This is a genomic window from Pseudomonas sp. WS 5059, from assembly GCF_012985525.1.
Lineage (GTDB): Bacteria > Pseudomonadota > Gammaproteobacteria > Pseudomonadales > Pseudomonadaceae > Aquipseudomonas.
This window is the reverse complement of sequence record NZ_JAAQWO010000006.1, coordinates 289,869-308,854: the sequence shown is the minus strand read 5'-3', so window position 1 is coordinate 308,854 and position 18,986 is coordinate 289,869. Positions and strand designations below refer to the sequence as shown.

14 protein-coding genes are annotated in these 18,986 nt (G+C 61.2%); 6 read left to right on the top strand and 8 right to left on the bottom strand.

Features of this window, described 5'->3' with window-relative positions:
• Positions 1 to 87: 87 nt before the first annotated feature.
• From leuA to HBO12_RS19390, 4 genes are all read right to left on the bottom strand, one after another.
• Positions 88 to 1,767, bottom strand: a complete 1,680-nt coding sequence (gene leuA, locus HBO12_RS19405) for a 2-isopropylmalate synthase (protein WP_169956696.1) — start codon at positions 1,765 to 1,767, stop codon at positions 88 to 90.
• 382 nt (positions 1,768 to 2,149) lie between these two features.
• Complete coding sequence (locus HBO12_RS19400) at positions 2,150 to 2,971, bottom strand: M23 family metallopeptidase (protein WP_170042968.1); 822 nt, start codon at positions 2,969 to 2,971, stop codon at positions 2,150 to 2,152.
• A 3-nt stretch (positions 2,972 to 2,974) separates the two neighbouring features.
• Positions 2,975 to 4,354, bottom strand: a complete 1,380-nt coding sequence (gene xseA, locus HBO12_RS19395) for an exodeoxyribonuclease VII large subunit (RefSeq protein ID WP_169956692.1) — start codon at positions 4,352 to 4,354, stop codon at positions 2,975 to 2,977.
• Positions 4,355 to 4,384: 30 nt separating this feature from the next.
• Positions 4,385 to 5,275, bottom strand: a complete 891-nt coding sequence (locus tag HBO12_RS19390) for a LysR substrate-binding domain-containing protein (protein ID WP_170042967.1) — start codon at positions 5,273 to 5,275, stop codon at positions 4,385 to 4,387.
• 99 nt (positions 5,276 to 5,374) lie between these two features.
• On the opposite strand from HBO12_RS19390, the gene HBO12_RS19385 reads away from it, so the two are divergent.
• The 4 genes from HBO12_RS19385 (at position 5,375) to guaA (ending at position 10,160) form a co-directional block, all read left to right on the top strand.
• Entirely contained in the window at positions 5,375 to 6,142 is a 768-nt protein-coding gene (locus tag HBO12_RS19385; RefSeq protein ID WP_170042966.1) for a sulfite exporter TauE/SafE family protein, read from the top strand.
• A gap of 154 nt (positions 6,143 to 6,296) precedes the next feature.
• A complete protein-coding gene (locus HBO12_RS19380) occupies positions 6,297 to 6,845 on the top strand; it encodes a sugar ABC transporter ATPase (protein ID WP_169956685.1) in 549 nt (182 codons plus the stop codon).
• 186 nt (positions 6,846 to 7,031) lie between these two features.
• Complete coding sequence (gene guaB / locus HBO12_RS19375) at positions 7,032 to 8,501, top strand: IMP dehydrogenase (RefSeq protein ID WP_016977684.1); 1,470 nt, start codon at positions 7,032 to 7,034, stop codon at positions 8,499 to 8,501.
• A gap of 81 nt (positions 8,502 to 8,582) precedes the next feature.
• Positions 8,583 to 10,160 (top strand): glutamine-hydrolyzing GMP synthase, encoded by a 1,578-nt coding sequence (gene guaA, locus HBO12_RS19370; protein WP_029298509.1) that lies wholly within the window; start codon positions 8,583 to 8,585, stop codon positions 10,158 to 10,160.
• 323 nt (positions 10,161 to 10,483) lie between these two features.
• On the opposite strand, the gene HBO12_RS19365 is transcribed toward guaA, so the two are convergent.
• The 4 genes from HBO12_RS19365 to treR all read right to left on the bottom strand — a co-directional run bounded on the left by HBO12_RS19365 (position 10,484) and on the right by treR (position 15,575).
• A complete protein-coding gene (locus HBO12_RS19365) occupies positions 10,484 to 10,795 on the bottom strand; it encodes a hypothetical protein (protein ID WP_169956683.1) in 312 nt (103 codons plus the stop codon).
• 88 nt (positions 10,796 to 10,883) lie between these two features.
• Positions 10,884 to 11,654, bottom strand: a complete 771-nt coding sequence (locus tag HBO12_RS19360; protein WP_170042965.1) for an APH(3')-II family aminoglycoside O-phosphotransferase — start codon at positions 11,652 to 11,654, stop codon at positions 10,884 to 10,886.
• Between the two features lie 119 nt (positions 11,655 to 11,773).
• Positions 11,774 to 14,806: a membrane-targeted effector domain-containing toxin gene (locus HBO12_RS19355; protein WP_170042964.1), complete on the bottom strand. Its 3,033-nt coding sequence runs from the start codon at positions 14,804 to 14,806 to the stop codon at positions 11,774 to 11,776.
• Positions 14,807 to 14,870: 64 nt separating this feature from the next.
• On the bottom strand, positions 14,871 to 15,575 hold the full coding sequence (gene treR, locus HBO12_RS19350; RefSeq protein ID WP_169956677.1) for a trehalose operon repressor: 705 nt from the start codon (positions 15,573 to 15,575) through the stop codon (positions 14,871 to 14,873).
• A 200-nt stretch (positions 15,576 to 15,775) separates the two neighbouring features.
• Here treR and treP point away from each other — a divergent pair, with 200 nt between their 5' ends.
• Both treP and treC read left to right on the top strand, forming a co-directional pair.
• Complete coding sequence (gene treP / locus HBO12_RS19345; RefSeq protein ID WP_170042963.1) at positions 15,776 to 17,218, top strand: PTS system trehalose-specific EIIBC component; 1,443 nt, start codon at positions 15,776 to 15,778, stop codon at positions 17,216 to 17,218.
• A gap of 119 nt (positions 17,219 to 17,337) precedes the next feature.
• Positions 17,338 to 18,984 (top strand): alpha,alpha-phosphotrehalase, encoded by a 1,647-nt coding sequence (gene treC / locus HBO12_RS19340; protein ID WP_170042962.1) that lies wholly within the window; start codon positions 17,338 to 17,340, stop codon positions 18,982 to 18,984.
• Positions 18,985 to 18,986 lie beyond the last annotated feature (2 nt).

Genomic DNA, 18,986 nt, shown 5'->3' with positions numbered 1-18,986 from the left:
CGCGATAAGGCCATCAGCACCACCACAACCACAAATAAAAAAGGCCCCTGGGTTCTCACCCAGGGGCCTTTGCATTCCAGCAGGCAGTTACGCCGCTTTCGCTTCCAGCTGGCTCAACGAACGGTTCAGCGCGCTGAACACCGCCTTGAAGCTGGCCGTGGTGATGTTTTCATCAATCCCCACACCGTGCACCGGACGCTCGCCGTTCACGCGCAGTTCAATGTAAGCGGCAGCCTTGGCGTTAGTACCCGCGCCAATCGCGTGCTCGTTGTAGTCCATGATCTCAACCCCAATCGGCAGGCCGGCCACCAGCGCTTCCAGCGCGCCATTGCCCTTGCCGTGCCAGCGCAGGTTGGTTTCGCCCTGACCTTTGCCGGACACTTCAACTTCTACCGAGCTGTTGCCGTTCTCTTCCTGCAAGCGGTGGCTGACCAACGCGTACGGGGTGTTGGCCTGCAGGTATTCACGCTGCAACAATGCGTGGATCTGCGCGGCGGTCATTTCCAGGCCCACGCGATCGGTCTCGGCCTGTACCACCTGGCTGAACTCGATCTGCATGCGGCGTGGCAAGCTGATGCCGTATTCCTGCTCCAGCAAGTAGGCGATGCCGCCCTTGCCCGACTGGCTGTTGACGCGGATCACCGCCTCGTAGCTGCGGCCAATGTCGGCCGGGTCGATTGGCAAGTACGGTACTTCCCACAAGGTGTCCGGTTTCTGCTGGGCGAAGCCCTTGCGGATCGCGTCCTGGTGCGAGCCGGAGAACGCGGTGTGGACCAGGTCGCCAACATACGGGTGACGCGGGTGGACCGGGATCTGGTTGCATTCCTCGACCACTTTGCGCACGCCGTCGATGTCGGAGAAGTCCAGCTCAGGGTTCACGCCCTGGGTGTAGAGGTTCAACGCCACGGTGACGAGGTCGACGTTACCGGTACGCTCGCCGTTGCCGAACAGGCAGCCTTCGACACGATCGGCGCCGGCCATCAGGCCCAGTTCGGTCGCTGCAACACCAGTGCCACGGTCGTTGTGGGTGTGCAGGCTGATGATCACGCTGTCACGACGGTTGATATGGCGACCGAACCACTCGATCTGGTCGGCATAGATATTCGGCGTGGCGCATTCCACGGTGGCCGGCAGGTTGAGGATCATCTTGTGCTCGGGCGTCGGGTTCCACACCTCGATCACCGCGTCACACACTTCCTTGGCGAATTCCAGTTCAGTAGCGCTGAAGGTCTCCGGGGAGTACTCGAAGGTCCACTGGGTTTCCGGCTGCTGGGCAGCGTACTTGACGAACAGCTTGGCTGCGTCGACTGCGATGGCCTTGATCCCATCCTTGTCCTGGTTGAACACGATACGGCGGAACGACGGCGAAGTGGCGTTGTACAAGTGCACGATGGCTTTCTTGGCGCCGCGCAGGGATTCGAAGGTACGGGCGATCAAGTCTTCACGGCCCTGGGTCAGCACCTGGATGGTGGTGTCCTCGGGGATGTGGTTGTCTTCGATCAGGGTGCGCACGAAGTCGAAGTCGGTTTGCGACGCGGCCGGGAACGAGGCTTCGATCTCTTTCACGCCCACCGCGACCAGGGTTTTCCAGAAACGCAGTTTTTTCACCGCATCCATGGGCTCGATCAGCGACTGGTTACCGTCGCGCAAGTCGGAGCTGCACCAGATCGGCGCGGTGGTGATGGTCTTGGATGGCCAGGTGCGGTCCGGGATATCAATGGTCGGGAACGCGCGGTATTTCGAAGACGGGTCTTTGAGCATGCTCATCAGAAGAATCCTTGTTGTAGGGCCGAGAAGAGGCGGCCTGCCAGAAAGCGTTTATTAGGGATGCAAATCGGGGACGAGGCAGATCGATTCAGCCTGGCAGTCGTGCGCTGACGAGGCACAGGCTGCGGTGCTGGCGGAGCTGAATGAGGGTGTGAGAGGTTTTCATAAGCTCAACCCTAACCGCCGGGGTGAAAGATGGCAAGCAGTCGGAAAAAATTGAGAGAAGTTCTGCTATTGCTGTAGGAAACGAGATTTTATTGTGGAAAAAGTCGGGAGGCTTTGTTCTATTTGCGTTGGGGTTTCCAGATGCGCAATCAGTGGCGACTGATCGGGCGCCCTCGCATGCAAGCCCGCGATGGCGCCAGTAAGCTCAACGATCACATCAAGGTTGGAACGCGCCAATAAAGATCGCCGGATCCACCCGCGCATCATTCAAGCTGATATTCCAGTGCATATGCGGCCCGGTCGCCCGGCCCGTCGCCCCGACCTTGCCGACCACCGCCCCTCGCACCAATTGCTGGCCCACCTTCACGTCAATCTTCGACATATGGCAGAACATGCTGATAAAGCCCTGGCCGTGGTCGACGAACACCGTGTTGCCGTTGAAGAAGTAATTACCCACCAGGATCACCTTGCCATTGGCCGGCGTCTTGATCGGCGTGCCGGCAGGCACCGCGAAGTCCAGGCCCGAGTGCGGGTTGCGCTCTTCACCGTTGAAGAAGCGGCGCACGCCGAACCTGCTCGACAGCGGACCATTCACCGGCTTGTCCAGCACCAGGTTGCTCGGCAGGTTCGGGCTGAAGCTGCGGTAAGCCTTGAGCTGCACCGCCAACTCGCCCTCGATGCGCTTGAGTTGCGCCGGCTCAGGGTTGACCTGGCTTTTATTCTTCAGGGTGATGCGCTGTTCCGGATACTTCTTGAAACCAACGATAAACGGCAGGGTGCGCCCGCCACTGCTGATCCGCTCGTTACCGGGCTTGACCGTCAACGGGATGCCGACAATCGCCAGCCAGTTGTCCTGTTCCTTGACCACCAGCACCGGTTTGCCTTGGTAAGTGGCTTTCGGCGCGGCGGCTCCAGGGCCCAGGTCGACCACGGCCACACCGCCAGGCACCGGCTTGTTAAGAGTGCGGGTGATGTAGCTGTCGGCGTGGGCATTGAAGGTCAGGCACAGCAACATCAACAGGCTAAATAGACGAGGCATCAATCAATCCAGTAATGAAAGGGTGACGGGTGTCAGGTGGTTGTCTTCCACCCGCACTTGCAATTGGCCTTCACCGAGACGCGCGGTCAGGCGCTGGCCGGTGTGGGTTTGTGCGGCATTGCGAATGGCCTGGCCGCGCTCGTCCAGCAGGATGCTGTAGCCACGGCCCAAGGTCGCCAGCGGGCTGACCACCTGCAACGTCTGCACCTGGCTTTGCAGTTGCAGGCGGCGCGCCTTGAGGCCTTCGCGCATGGCCCGGGGCAGGCGTTCGGCGAGGCTGTCCAGCCTTTGGCGCAGTAGCGCCAATTGCCGCCCCGGATGCTGGCCGGCCAGGCGGGTTTCCAGGCGGATCAGGCGTTCGCGGCGGGTATTGAGGCTGCGCTCGAACGCGCGGCGCAGGCGCATATCCAGGTCATCCAGGCGCTGGGCCTGCTGGCGCAGGCGCTCACCGGGGTGGCGCAGGCGCCGGGCCATGCCTTCCAGGCGCAGGCGGTCGTGGGTCAGGCGATTGCGCATCAGCATCACCAGCCGGCGATGCAGGCTTTCGACCTGACGCACCAGGTTGCTCGCATCCGGCGCCAGCAGCTCAGCAGCCGCCGACGGCGTGGGCGCGCGTACGTCGGCCACGAAGTCGCTGATGGACACATCGGTCTCATGGCCCACGGCACTGACGATAGGCGTGACACAGGCATCGATGGCCCGCGCCACGGCTTCTTCGTTGAAGCACCAGAGGTCTTCCAGCGAGCCACCACCACGGGCCAGGATCAGTGCATCAAAACCACGGGCATCGGCCAACTTGAGGGCGCGGACAATCTGCGCCACGGCCTCGCGGCCCTGCACGGCGGTGGGGATCAGGGTCAGTTGCACATTCGGCGCGCGGCGGCCGAACACACTGATGATGTCGCGAATCACCGCGCCCGTAGGTGAGCTGATAATGCCGATGCGCCGCGGGTGGGCCGGCAGTGGCACTTTGCGCTCGGCGCTGAACAAGCCTTCGGCGCTGAGTTTTTCCTTCAGTGCATCGAAGGCCAGGCGCAGCGCACCATCACCGGCCGGCTCCACAGTGTCGAGAATCAACTGATAGTCGCCACGCCCCTCGAACAGCGAGACCTTGCCGCGCACCTTGACCGCCAGGCCATCCTTCAACGCCTGGCGCACCCGCGCAGCGTTATTGCGAAACAGTGCACAACGCACCTGCGCGCCACTGTCCTTGAGGGTGAAATACACATGGCCGGAGGCCGGGCGGGCGAGGTTGGAGATCTCGCCCTCGACCCAGATATTGGTGAACACGTCCTCCAGCAACACCCGCGCGCGGCCGTTGAGCTGGCTGACAGTCAGGACTTCGCGGTCCAGGCCCAGGCGGGCAAACGGGTCTTTAATCATGAGAGGCGATCTTTAGTCATGGGCGGCAGTTTATAGGCATTCGCCCAGTGTTTGACAGAACTGCGCAACCAGCGCGCTCGGCCCCTGCGCACAGGCCAGGGCCACAGTGCTGTGGCAGTCGGGGTCGGCCAGGGGCAGGAAGTGAATGTTGGCCGGGGCGATATCGCGCATCGACTCGGGCAGCAGGGCAATGCCAAACCCCGCCTGGATCAGTTGCAATTGGGTGGTCTTGCGCGACATCACCCGCGCCGCCTTGGGGAAAAATCCGGCGCGCATGCACAACTCGGCTGACAGGTAACTCAGGCCGCCGCGTTGCGGATGGGGGATCGAGATAAAGGCTTGGTCCTGCAACTGCGCCAGCTCAATGGCCGAGGAATGCCCGGCCAACGGATGGCCTGGCGGGACTGCCAGCAGCAGCGGCTCCTTATATAAAGGCAGGATGCGTACTCCCTCGCGCTGGCGCAGCACCGGCAGGCGCAGCAGGCCGACCTCCAGGCGACCCTCGGCAATGTCTTCCAACTGCGCTTCAGAGGACAGTTTGACGATATCCAGCGACACCCCGGGGCACTGTTCCAGCCAGGCGCTGATCCCGCGCAGCACACGTCCACTCATCGGCACTGTGCTGGAGTGGCTCAGGCGCAGGGTGCCGAGCTGGCCGTGGCCGACCTGGGTCGCCAGTTCACTGGCCTTGTGCAACTCGCCCAGCAGGTTGCGCGCCCGTGGATAAAACGCCTCGCCGGCGGCAGTCAGCCTGGGTTGGCGGGCGGTGCGCTCGAACAGCGGGGTTTGCAGGATAATTTCCAGCTCCTTGATCTGCCGGCTGAGGGCCGATTGCGCGACAAACAGGCGCTCGGCGGCGGCGCTGAAGCTGCCGCTCTCGGCGATTTCAACGAAGTAACGCAGTTGCCGGGTGGAAATCACGAGTCATGCCTTTTCGAGATAGGTGGAGGGCCTGGAAGATATTAGTCGCAACTCACCGGCTTGGCTAAAGTGAGGGCCATCGCTGACAAGGAATATTGCATGAGCCTGGTTGAATTGATGGAGCAGTGGTCGTTCGGGACGGTGGACTGGCTGGTAATCGGCCTGGGGATTGCCCTGGCTTATATCGTGTTTGGCATCGCCGGCTTTGGCACGGCGCTGGTGGCCGGGCCGATCCTGATTATGTTTATGCCGCTGTCGAAGATCATCCCGCTGCTGGTGCTGCTGGATTTCGTCGCGGCCTTTGGCAACCTGCTGCAATCGCGGCGGGATGTGGTCAAGCCGGAGCTGTTGCGGTTACTGCCGTGCATGGCGATTGGCTGCACGCTTGGCGTGATCTTCCTGCTCAACCTGCATTCGGATCTGCTCCTGCTGTTGATGGGCCTGTTTATCAGCGCCTATGCCATCTACAGCCTGACGGTAAGGGCCAAGCCCACAGCCCTGGCTGCCGGCTGGTCGGTGCCGATGGGCGTGGTGGGCGGACTGTTTGGTGCCTTGTTTGGCAGTGGCGGCTTTTTATATGCGATCTATCTGAACAGCCGCCTGCCCAAGGACGGGGCGCGAGCGACCCAAAGTGCGCTGATCAGCGCGAGCACGGTGGTACGCCTGAGCCTGTTTTTGATCGCCGGGGTGTATGCCGAGTTGCCGCTGCTGATGTTGGCCGTGTGCCTGCTGCCGGCGATGGCGCTGGGGCTGTGGGCGGGGCGGCGATTGACCCTGCGCATGTCCCGCGAGGCGTTTGTGCGGTTGGTGACGTGGCTGGTACTGGCCAGTGGCATTGCCTTGATTGGACGGTATTTGAGTACTTGACCTGTGTGGGGCAGAGATTAAGCTGCCAGCCTTCAGGGCCTCTTCGCGAGCAAGCCCGCTCCCACATTCGACTGCATTTCTCCTGTAGGAACGCAGTCGAATGTGGGAGCGGGCTTGCTCGCGAAGGCGTCAGACGCCACACCGCAGGACTCCCATGAATTCCCAAAGCATCCTTGTCCCGAAAATCTCCACCTTGCCCGTCCACGAACCCCGCGCCCGGGCCATCGTGCGCTGGCTGGTGCGCAAGAACATCATCAAGGAAGAACTGACCACCTGCGGGCGCACCGGCAACCGCATGGGCTATGCCCTGGCCGATGGTGCCCGCGCGGTGGTGCTGCACCCCGAGGCGCTGCCGTTCAACGAACCGGTCAACGGCCTGGAAATCATCTACAAACGCTGCATCTATACCCCCGCCAAGGGTTTTCTCGAAGAAGCCGGCTGCCCGCAATGCCTTAAAGAAGTTGGCGAGGCGCTGTTCGACAGCCTGGAAGACTGGATGCCCGGCCACACCGACAACTTCACCTGCCCGCTGTGTGGGCATGAAGATGACATCAACGGTTTCCTGTTCCTGCAGGAATGCGGCTTTTCCAACCTGGGCTTTATCTTCAACAACTGGGCGGAAGCGGGCTTCAAGCAGAGCTTTATCGACGAGTTTGCCGATTGGCTCGATCAGAAAATCAGTTGGGTCAAAGTCGAACTCTAAAACCACTGCCGCCCCCTACCTGTAGGAGCCGGCTTGCCGGCGATGGAGCCTGGGCCGTGCGCCAAACCAGAGACTGGTTTTACCCATCTATCAGTATTACCAAGTTTGTCAGAGTTTTACGTTGAGGCCCGAGGGGTGTCTGAGTATAATGACGCGCTTCCATTTTCCCGCTCGGGAGCCCCCGCGATGCTGCGTATCAGCCAAGAAGCTCTGACATTCGACGACATTCTCCTAGTGCCCGGTTATTCCGAGGTGCTTCCTAACGAAGTCAGTCTCAAGACCCGCCTAACCCGTGGCATCGAGCTGAATATTCCTCTGGTTTCCGCTGCCATGGACACCGTCACTGAAGCCCGTTTGGCAATCGCCATGGCTCAGGAAGGCGGCATCGGCATCATCCACAAGAACATGACCATCGAGCAGCAAGCTGCCGAAGTGCGCAAGGTCAAGCGTTACGAAGCCGGCGTGGTGAAAGATCCGATCACCATCGAAGCCGACGCTACCGTGCGCGACCTGTTCGACCTGACCCGCCTGCACAACATCTCCGGTGTTCCAGTGCTGCACGATGGCGACCTGGTCGGCATCGTCACTTCCCGTGACGTGCGCTTTGAAAACCGTCTTGAAGTCACCGTCCGTGAAGTGATGACGCCTAAAGAGCGCCTCGTTACTGTCAAGGAAGGCGCCGACAAGAACGATGTGCGTGAACTGCTGCACAAGCACCGCATCGAGCGCGTGCTGATCGTCGACGACAAATTCGCCCTCAAAGGCATGATGACCGTCAACGACATCGAAAAAGCCAAGGCTTACCCGCTGGCCAGCAAGGATGACCAAGGTCGTCTGCGCGTTGGCGCCGCCGTTGGTACCGGTAAAGACACCGGCGACCGCGTTTCGGCCCTGGTCGCTGCCGGGGTTGACGTGGTGGTGGTCGACACCGCCCACGGTCACTCCAAGGGCGTGATCGACCGCGTTCGCTGGGTCAAGCAGAACTTCCCTGACGTACAGGTGATCGGCGGCAACATCGCCACCGGCGCTGCCGCCAAGGCCCTGGCCGAAGCCGGCGCTGACGCGGTCAAGGTCGGTATCGGCCCTGGCTCGATCTGCACCACGCGGATCGTCGCCGGTGTGGGCGTGCCGCAAATCAGCGCCATCGCCAATGTTGCCGCTGCCCTCGAAGGCACTGGCGTACCGTTGATCGCCGACGGCGGCATCCGTTTCTCCGGTGACCTGTCCAAGGCCATCGTGGCCGGTGCTTCCTGCGTGATGATGGGCTCGATGTTTGCCGGCACTGAAGAAGCACCAGGCGAAATCGAACTGTTCCAGGGCCGTTCCTACAAGGCTTACCGTGGCATGGGTTCGCTGGGCGCCATGTCCCAGGCGCAAGGCTCTTCCGACCGCTACTTCCAGGACTCCTCGGCAGGCGCCGAGAAGCTCGTACCGGAAGGCATCGAAGGCCGTGTGCCGTACAAGGGCACCCTGAGCGCCATCATCCATCAACTGATGGGCGGCCTGCGTTCCTCGATGGGCTACACCGGCAGCGCCGACATCGAAGAAATGCGCACCAAGCCAGAGTTCGTACGGATCACCGGCGCCGGCATGGCTGAATCCCATGTCCACGACGTGCAGATCACCAAGGAAGCGCCAAACTACCGCGTAGGTTGAGGCTTCCAGCAAAACGTTAAGTAACCGGGGCTGTTCTTTCAGCCCCGAGTTGTTTCTGATTCATTAGACGAGACTGACTTCATGGCCCTCGACATTCACGCCCACCGCATCCTGATCCTCGACTTCGGTTCCCAGTACACCCAGCTGATCGCCCGCCGCGTGCGTGAAATCGGCGTGTACTGCGAACTGCATCCGTTCGACATGGATGACGAAGCGATCCGCGAATTCGCCCCTAAAGGCGTCATCCTCGCCGGTGGCCCCGAGTCCGTGCACGAAGCCAACAGCCCGCGCTGCCCACAAGCGGTATTCGACCTGGGCGTGCCGGTATTTGGTATCTGCTACGGCATGCAGACCATGGCCGAGCAACTGGGCGGCAAGGTTGAAGGTTCCGAGCTGCGTGAATTCGGTTATGCCCGTGTCGACGTGGTCGGCAAGAGCCGCCTGCTGGACGGCATCGAAGACCACGTCGACGCCGACGGCCTGTTCGGCCTCGATGTCTGGATGAGCCACGGTGACAAGGTCACCCGGATGCCGGAAGACTTCCACATCCTGGCCAGCACCCCGAGCTGCCCGATCGCCGGCATGTTCAGCGACGAGCGTCGTTACTACGGCGTGCAGTTCCACCCGGAAGTGACCCACACCAAGCAAGGCGGGCGCATCCTGTCGCGCTTCATCCTCGACATCTGCGAGTGTGAGGCCCTGTGGACTCCGTCGAAAATCGCTGAAGACGCCATCGCCAACGTGCGCGCCCAGGTCGGTACCGACAACGTCCTGCTCGGCCTGTCCGGCGGCGTTGACTCCTCCGTGGTTGCTGCGCTGCTGCACAAGGCTATCGGTGACCAACTGACCTGCGTGTTCGTCGACAACGGCCTGCTGCGCCTGCACGAAGGCGAGCAAGTGATGGCCATGTTCGCCGAGAACATGGGCGTCAAGGTGATCCGCGCCAACGCCGAAGATCAGTTCTTGAACAACCTGGCCGGCGAGTCCGACCCGGAGAAGAAGCGCAAGATCATCGGCCGCACCTTCATCGACGTCTTCGATGCCCAGTCCAACAAACTGGACAACATCAAGTACCTCGCCCAGGGCACCATCTACCCCGACGTGATCGAGTCGGCCGGCGCCAAGAGCGGCAAGGCCCACGTGATCAAGTCCCACCACAACGTGGGTGGCCTGCCTGAGGAAATGAACCTCAAGCTGGTAGAACCGCTGCGCGAACTGTTCAAGGACGAAGTCCGTCGCCTGGGCCTGGAACTGGGCCTGCCGTACGACATGGTCTACCGCCACCCATTCCCGGGCCCGGGCCTGGGCGTGCGCATCCTCGGTGAAGTGAAGAAGGAATACGCCGACCTGCTGCGTCGAGCCGACCACATCTTCATCGAAGAACTGCGCAAGGCCGACTGGTACCACAAAGTCAGCCAGGCCTTCGTCGTGTTCCAGCCGGTGAAATCGGTTGGCGTGGTTGGCGATGGCCGTCGCTACGCCTGGGTCGTGGCCCTGCGTGCCGTAGAAACCATCGACTTCATGACCGCCCGCTGGGCACACCTGCCGTACGAACTGCTGGAGACTGTCAGCGGCCGTATCATCAATGAAATCGAAGGCATCTCGCGCGTGACGTATGACGTGTCGAGCAAGCCGCCGGCGACGATTGAGTGGGAATGATTGGGCGTCCGGCATTGTCCGGCACCCTCTAGCAAAAAGTACCCTGAAGCCCGCTTAATTGCGGGCTTTTGGCTTTTTGGGGCTCGCCACAATGCCCGTCAGTTAAGCCTTTTTGTAGGAGCGAGCTTGCTCGCGAAGAACTTGAGAACGCCGCGTTTACCTAGCAAAAACGCGTTATTGTTGACGTCCTTCGCGAGCAAGCTCGCTCCTACAGAAAGCAGAATCCGCTTAACTGACTGGCATTAGGGTTCGCCAGGTTCCCCGGTGATGGCGGTCGAGAAGGCGCGACTGCCCAGCGCTACTACCACCAACCCCCCAATGGATTACCGGCGGCCTTCGCACACCGGTGATTCGCCGATGCGGCCTTCCTTGCACAGGTCAATGTTATCTGTGCGCTTGAAACCGGCGTCTTTCATGCAATAAAACCGCGTGAGTACCTGGTCAATTGGCGTCCTGTCCCCCGTCCCTATCAGGTTGGTATAGCCGCAGGCGGTCATAGCACTCTTGACGCCTTCTTCAGACACCCCGATTTTCTTCCAATTGGTAAATTCCGGCGGCGGAGGTTGAAAGCCCCTGCCCGTGCAGCCAACCAATAACACAGCGCAAAAACTCAGCAACAGGCTCTTGATGAGCATGGCGTTCTTCCTCATGGTTTGACGCGGATATCGTATGCGTCGTATCAGCGAGCTTGTCGAGGTAGTGTCGAGGGCTGCTCAGGAGTCATTAGAAAAATTCATCCAACAGGCAGTAAAAAGCCATTCGCTGCTCATCAGGCTCCACACCATACAGCTCAAAGAACGGCCTTACCCATTCCCGCCCCAAGTTGCGTTCGACACTGCGTGCCGCCAGGGCCAGGTCTTGATAGCGGTCGCTGACTCCAAGGCGACCGCAGTCGATAAAACCACTGAAGTGACCGCCCGCTGCCATGAAGTTTGGCAGGCACGCATCGCCGTGCGTCACCACCAGGTCGTGGGTGGTGGGCCGCGTCGACAGGAGTTCGGCAAACACATCGCGGACGCTGCGTCCCAGTCGCTCATCGTCGAAGTCCGTCCCATCAATCAGTCCGGCGTCGACGTGTTCCCGGGCGACGGTGATGCGCTGTTCCAGGTTGTGATCGAAGGGGCATTGCGCCACGGGGACCTGGTGCAATGTGCGCAAGGCGGTGGCCAGGACGTCGATGATCTGCGCGGCAGAAAGCGCGCTGCTGCTGGCCAGGTCCTGTCCCGGCATGGCGTTCATCAGCAGCCAGTGGTGATGGTTTTCCTGCACTTGGTCCAGTACCACTGGCGCTGGCAGGCCCTGTTGCTGCAGCCAGTGCAGGCGTTCGATTTCGTCGGCAAGCTCGGCGTGTTCGACCAGGGGCTCGGCTTTCAGGAACAGGTCTGGGCCGTTGTCCCTGCGCAGTCGAAACACGTCAGCCCGGGACTCGCCGATGGCCTGTTTTTCGATGAGTGCGAGGGGGAACTGTTCACGCCACTTTTCTGGAATGTTCACGGTGCTGTCCCGGTCCTCGCCTGAGCGTTGTCAAACGCCGATTAAACAACGTTTGGCCTCGGCTTGTCATGGGCGCCCCGCGCGGCAGGCGTTTTACTGCCTGGCGCGCGCGGGGGGCGTCAAGCGGGCAGCCGGCATTGCAGGTTCAAGCCCATATTGGTGAGGGCGCTGGACAGCTTTTCCAGGGTCGCGAAGTGCACGTTATGTACCCCGGGCCAGGCCGGCCGGTCGATGGAGAAGCTACCATCGGCCAATCGGTTGATGGGGGTGCGGACGACGCTCATGGCGCGGCTGTGATGCAGCAGGGTATAGCGGCCCTGGCTTGCATCGATCAGGTACATGCCCTTGCGAAACAGCAGCCGCTGGTTTTGCTCCAGGGTCCTGTGCACCAGCGGGGCCTCCACTTGCACCCGCAAGTCGGTATGCAAGGTGTCGAAGCTGTCACCGACGTGTTCGTGGGCAGGTGCACTGTCGCGGTCGATGTCGATGCCGGGGTCAATGCGTATGTCGCTGCCTTGCCCGGGAAGCACCTCCTCGACCCGCAGTCCGATGCCGCCGTGCAGTTCACTGATACCGGCAAAGCCATTGAAGGTATTGATGTTTCGCGCGCCAGTGAGCACCAGCCACTTGCCGCCGCCATTGAGGGCCTGGTCGGCCTGGATAATGGTATGGGCGAGGTAGTTACTCATCGCTTGCTCTGAAAGGTTGGCGGTGGGGTTGGGGTACTTGTAGTGGGCGACGCAGTCCAGAGCCTGCACGCGGATGCCATTGGCCCTGGCAGTCTTGACCAACTCCAGCTCGTTGTACTGGCCTGCCGGGTCGGTGCCCAGCCGGTTCAGGTAGCTTTCCAGGTCTTCGGACATCACCCCGGTGCGCGAATAGAGGTTCAAGTCATCCTGGACAAAATCGTTGAGCAGGCGGCGCAGATATAGGGTCTTCACACCTTTGCGCGCGAAGAGGGGCAGGTTGTCGATCACCAGGCGGGTGCTGGCGATGCGGTCCAGGGTTTCACCGATGACGTATCCGGGTATGTCTTCGGGCAGGCGCTCGATGATTTCGGCAAAGGGCGTAGTGGGCTCGAACGCGGGGATGTCCGGGCGCGCTGGAAGTCGGTTCCAGGGCAGTTCGGTAAAGAAGTCTTTCGCCGTTTGCAGCAGTTTGTCGTGAGTGACGCCGAAGTAATACGTGAAGCGGTCGATGCGCCCGAAGCGGCTTTGAACATGGGTTTCAGGCAGGCCCAGTACCCACTTTCTTATGTGCGTGCGGGTCGAGGGCGGGGTGTCGAAGGGGGTAGTGACCCGGCGCAGCGGGTTGACGGGGGCAGTCACCGGTTCCTCGCTAGGGGAGGGCGCTGGCGTGTGTGCGGCCTTGCTGGAGTTGCCGCCACCGCCTTTCAACCCTTTGCTGGCGCTGACGGGTTCCCATTCGTTGAGTTCGTTCAGGCGCACTGGCAGCGAGCCGGAAAAGCCATGGGGGTTACTTGGGTCGACGATCGCCCAGAAACCGTGGCCGTTGGGGTCGGCTTCGTAGCGTACGTAATAGGCTTCATCGTTGAGCATAATGGCGTGCTGCGGCATGCCGCTGGAGGTTTTGAGGGTATAGACCTGGTGAAACTTGCCGGGTGCGGTGTTGAGGGTTTCACCTTCCAGGATCAGGTTGCTTTGGTAGCTGGCAGGTACGGTCGGTTCTGGCGACACGGGTATAACGGCGGGCGTAGTGTGTTCAATCGCCACGGTATCGACTGTTTCGGCGATCTGCGGCATGACGCCGTCGGCCTTCAGCAGCGTCAGGTTGAACACCGCATCGATAGCACTGAGGACCGCGCCCAGCGCTCCCGCGCGGCGTTCGGCCGGGGTTTTGCCATTGATTGCCTGGTCGATATTCAGGCCCAGACTGGCCACGCTGGCGCCCATCACCACCAGGGCCACCGGCCAGCCTGCCACGGCCATTGGTCCGAAGGTCTTGCCAAAGGCGGCCAGGTAGCCGATCCACAGCTTCTTGCGCAGGTCGCCGTTGCTCTGCAGGGAGAACTGCGCATCGTTGTCCATGCGCGCACGGCTCGATTGTGCGAGCCAGGTAAAGGCGTCGCCGTCGAGGGGCTGGTCGGCTTGATTGATCAGGTGGTGGTCCCACGTGCCCCAGTCGATAAACAGCTGGTCGAGTTGGTGGTTCAGGCCTTTGTCCACCCAGTCTGGCGGCAGCGTGCCGGCCACGGCCTGGGCGGTGCGGTAGATCAGCACGGGCGTCAGCAGCATTTGCTTCCAGGTCACGGCGTCGGTGTCGTCCTGCTGGACCTGGGCCGACAAGGGGAAATGGGCCATGAAACGCGCGCGGTTATCGGCGCGGTTGGTCTGGTTCAACAGCCAGAAATGCAGGTCGGCAGGCGTCTCAAGGCAGTGGAAGGCCTGGGCCTCGCCGGGGACGTAGAGGATTTGTCGGCCATCGCCATCGACAATACGCAGGATGTCCGTGGCGATATGCCCGCCAATATCCAGTGCCGCCACGCGTAGCCCGCTTGCCGGGGTTGCCTCGGCTTGCAGGTCGGGCAGGGTCGGCGGCCAGCCCAGGTTGCCGGCAAGGGCCTTGATCACCTTCTGCAACTGCTCCTCGTCGAGGTGCCCGGCCTGTCGCGCTTGCAGGGCCTGGGCCAGGCAATTGACCTTGGCCAGGGTGCGGAAATGGTGGTGGTGGGTACTCCAGAATTGCTCCACGCGCGTGGTGTAGCGATCGCTGAAATTGATCGCCCAGAAATCATGGAGCACGGCGCTGGCGGACAGCTGCACTTCGTTGTGCTGATCGAACACTCGCGCCTGGGCACCCTCGCTGTAGAAGCCGCCATCGCCGTCGAGCAGGTCGGCATTATCCTGGTCATGCACCTCGAAGCGGTGCATGACCAACTGCGTCAGGGTCATCGATGCCTGGGGTTTTTCGTTATGGCTCCAGCCGGTAAAGGTCGCCGGATCACCGGTGCCGCGGTTGAAGCGGTGCCAGTACACCTGATCGGGATCCAGGTGCGCCAGGCCATGTTTCGTGAGGATTTCACCGGCGGCCTCGATGGCCATCGCCTGCATGTTCGGGCAGGCATCCAGTACCACGGGGGCCAGGGCGCGAAGTTGTTGCTGGGCGGCGGGGGATGTGTCGGCAAGTGGCATGCTGCTCTCCTTGAGGGGGGGAGGCGAGCATGCCAAGCGCTTCAGAGTGGGTGTGGGTAGATAATTAACGCCGGGCGATATCGGAGAAGTAGAACTTATCCAGGGTATGCCGCGACTCGGTGTACTCGAACTGGCGCCCATCCTGCAAAAACGTCTGGTTGCTCACCACGATCACATGGCTCTGGCCGTCGAGGTCCAGGTGCGCCTGGTCGTCCTTGCTGCGGGGCAGGGCTTCGATGGTGCGCTGGGCGTAGCTGATCTGCAGGTGCAGGGTTTGTTCGATGAAGGCGTAGATCGACTGTTCGGCAATCGTCTGGTCCAAGCCCGGGATCAGCTCGGCAACGAAGTGGTTGATATCGAGGATCACCCGTTTGCCGCCAATGCGCCGCACGCGCTTGATGCGGGTGATCAGGGTGCCGGGGTCGGCCTCGATGTGTTGCAGCAGCGAACCTTCCAGCGGGAGTTGGGTGAACTCAACCACTTCGGTGCGTACGTCATCGCCCAGGTCGGCGTGGGTTTCGTGGAAGCTGACGATGCCGCCCAGTTGAAACTCAATCGGGTTGGGCGACAGCACGAAGGTGCCCTTGCCGTGGATTTTTTGCGCAAACCCGCGCTCCTGCAACTGCTCGATGGCCCGGCGCACGGTGCCACGGCTGGCCTGGTAGGTCTGCATCAATTCGGTTTCAGAAGGCAGGCGCGTGCCGCGTTGCAGGCGTTCGGTGGTGATGCTGGCAAGCAGATCGGTGTAGATCTGGTTGTATTTACTCATGGAGAGGGCTCTGTGCCGCGTTTGCGTTCAAGGCAGGAACCTTAGTGGCACAGGTGGGCTTTGTCCATTGGACCCTTGGAAAGCGCTGGGCGAATATTTTTACAACTCGTACAGACGAGTTGTTGCTTTAACTCGTACAGACGAGTACTTTTGCCCTCGGCGTGCTGCCAATAACAAGAATCTAAAGTGGAAGACCAAGCATGAGCCACGACTATTCCAACATTGCCCGCGAGATTCTCCTGAACCTCGGCGGCAGCGATAACCTTGAGCAAGCGGCCCACTGCGTGACGCGCCTGCGCCTGGCGCTCAAGGACCCGAGCCTGGTCAACGCCAGTGCGTTGAACCAGGTCGACCTGGTCAAGGGCTCGTTCTTCACCGGCGGCCTGTTCCAGATCGTCATCGGCCCCGGCGAAGTAGAAAAGGTCTACGCCGCCCTGCGCGAACAGACCGGCCTGGCCGCCGCCACCATCGCCGACGTGAAGAAAAAGGGCGCCGACAAGACCAACGCCATGCAGCGCCTGGTGCGGGTGTTCTCCGATGTGTTCATGCCCATCCTGCCGGCGCTGATCATTGCCGGCCTGCTAATGGGCATCAACAACCTGATGGGCGCCAAGGGCATGTTCATCGAGGGCCAGACGTTGCTGGAGGCCTATCCGAACCTGGATGGCCTGTGGAGCCTGATCAACCTGATGGCCAACACCTCGTTTGTGTTCCTGCCGGCGCTGGTGGGCTGGTCGGCGGCCAAGCGTTTTGGTGGCAGTGAAATCCTCGGCATCGTGCTCGGCCTGATGCTAGTCCACCCGGACCTGCTCAATGCCTGGAACTACGGCAAGGCGGTGGCCGGGCTCGACGGCCAGAGCCTGCCGTACTTCGACATTCTGGGCTGGTTCCAGATCGAGAAGGTTGGCTATCAAGGCCAGATCCTGCCGATCCTGATGGCCGCCTACGTCATGAGCGTAATTGAAAAATGGCTGCGGGCGCGGGTGCCGAATGCCATTCAATTGCTTGTCGTGCCGATCACCACCATCGTCGTCACCGGCGTGCTGGCCCTGGCGATCATCGGCCCGGTCACCCGGCACCTCGGCATCCTGATCACCGAAGGCGTGGTCACCCTGTTTGACCTGGCGCCAATGGTGGGCGGGGCGATTTTCGGCCTGCTGTATGCACCGCTGGTGATTACCGGCATGCACCACATGTTCCTTGCCGTGGACCTGCAACTGATCTCGACCCAGGGTGGCACGTTTATCTGGCCGATGATCGTTATGTCCAACCTGGCCCAGGGCAGTGCAGCCCTCGGCGTGTTCTACATGAGCCGCAATGCGCGAGACAAAAGCATGGCCTCGACCTCGGCGATTTCCGCCTACTTCGGCATCACGGAGCCGGCGATGTTCGGGGTCAACCTGCGCTTCAAGTTTCCGTTCTATGCCGCGTTGCTGGGTTCGGCCCTGGGCAGCATTTTCCTCTCGCTGAACAAGGTCCAGGCCTCGGCCATCGGCGTCGGTGGTTTGCCTGGGTTTATCTCGATCATCCCGCAATACATCCCAAGCTTTGTGATCGGCATGGCCGTCGCGATTGTGGTGCCGTTTGTTCTGACCTGTGGGTTAAGCATGAAAATTGTGCGGCCGGGTTATCGCGTCGCCTGATAGATCGCTATCGCAGGCAAGCCAGCTCCCACAGAGGAATGCATTTCAACTGTGGGAGCCGGGCTTGCCCGCGATGAGGCCCGCAAGGCCGCTACAACACTCAATTGAAGGAACCCACCATGCAAGACTGGCAACACTCGGTGATCTACCAGATCTACCCCAAAAGCTTCCACAGCCACGCGGGTAACGCCACCGGTGACCTGCTGGGCATCGTGGACAAGCTCGACTACCTCCAGTGGCTGGGCGTCGATTACCTGTGGATCACCCCGTTCCTGCGCTCGCCCCAGCGCGACAACGGCTACGACATCAGCGACTACTACGCCATCGACCCCAGCTACGGGACCATGGCCGACTGCGACCTGCTGATCAGCGAAGCAGCCAAGCGCGGCATCAAGCTGATGCTTGATATTGTGGTCAACCACACCTCCATCGAGCACGAGTGGTTCCAGCAGGCACGCAGCAGCCTCGACAACCCGTACCGCGACTTCTACATCTGGCGCGACCAGCCGAACAACTGGCAATCCAAGTTCGGCGGTTCGGCCTGGGAATACGAGGCGCAGACCGGCCAGTATTTCCTGCACCTGTTCGACCACACCCAGGCCGACCTCAATTGGGACAACCCCAAGGTGCGCGCCGAGGTCTACAAACTCATGCGCTTTTGGCGTGACAAGGGCGTGGGCGGCTTCCGTCTGGACGTGATCAACCTGATCTCCAAGCCGGCGGATTTCCCCGAAGACAACAGCGACGGCCGGCGCTTCTACACCGACGGCCCGAACGTGCATGCCTACCTGCAGGAAATGCACCGCGAAGTGTTCGAGGGCCACGCGCTGATCAACGTCGGCGAGATGTCCTCCACCAGTCTCGAACATTGCATTCGCTACTCTCGCCCTGAGTCGAAAGAACTGTCGATGACCTTCAACTTTCATCACCTGAAAGTCGATTACCCCAACCTGCAAAAGTGGGTGCGCGCCGACTTCGATTTCCTGCAGCTCAAGCAGATTCTTTCCGATTGGCAAATGGGCATGCAGGCCGGTGGCGGCTGGAACGCGCTGTTCTGGTGTAACCACGACCAGCCGCGGGTGGTCTCGCGATTTGGCGATGACGGCGAGCACCGCGTGGTCTCGGCCAAGATGCTCGCCACCGCTTTGCACTTCCTGCAGGGCACGCCGTTTGTGTACCAGGGCGAAGAGCTGGGCATGACCAATCCGGGCTTTGACAGCATCGAGCAGTACCGTGATGTCGAGACCCTGAACATCTACCGCCTCAAGCGCGATGCCGGTGAGTCCGAGGCCTCGAGCATGGCCGCGATCATGCAGAAGTCCCGTGACAACGGGCGCACGCCGATGCAGTGGAACAGTCAGGCCAATGCCGGTTTCAGCCGCGCTGAACCGTGGATCGGCATCCCGGCCAATGCGGCGCAGATCAATGTCCAGAGCCAGCTGGATGACCCGGATTCGGTGCTGCATCACTACCGGGCCTTGATCGTTTTGCGGCGCCTTGAGCCGCTGATCCAGGAGGGTGTTTACCGCCAACTGCTACAGGACCACGACAAGGTCTGGGCGTACCTGCGCGAAGGCCATGGCGAACGCCTGCTGGTGCTGAACAACTTCTACGGCCAGCCCTGCGAAATCCAACTGCCTCACAGCGTGATTGGCTCGGCGAGCGCGCAACGCCTGCTGATCAGTAACTACCCCGACTGCCCGGTGCGCACCGACACGCTCATCTTGCGTCCTTACGAGTCTTTTGTGCTGCACCTGACCGACTGAAA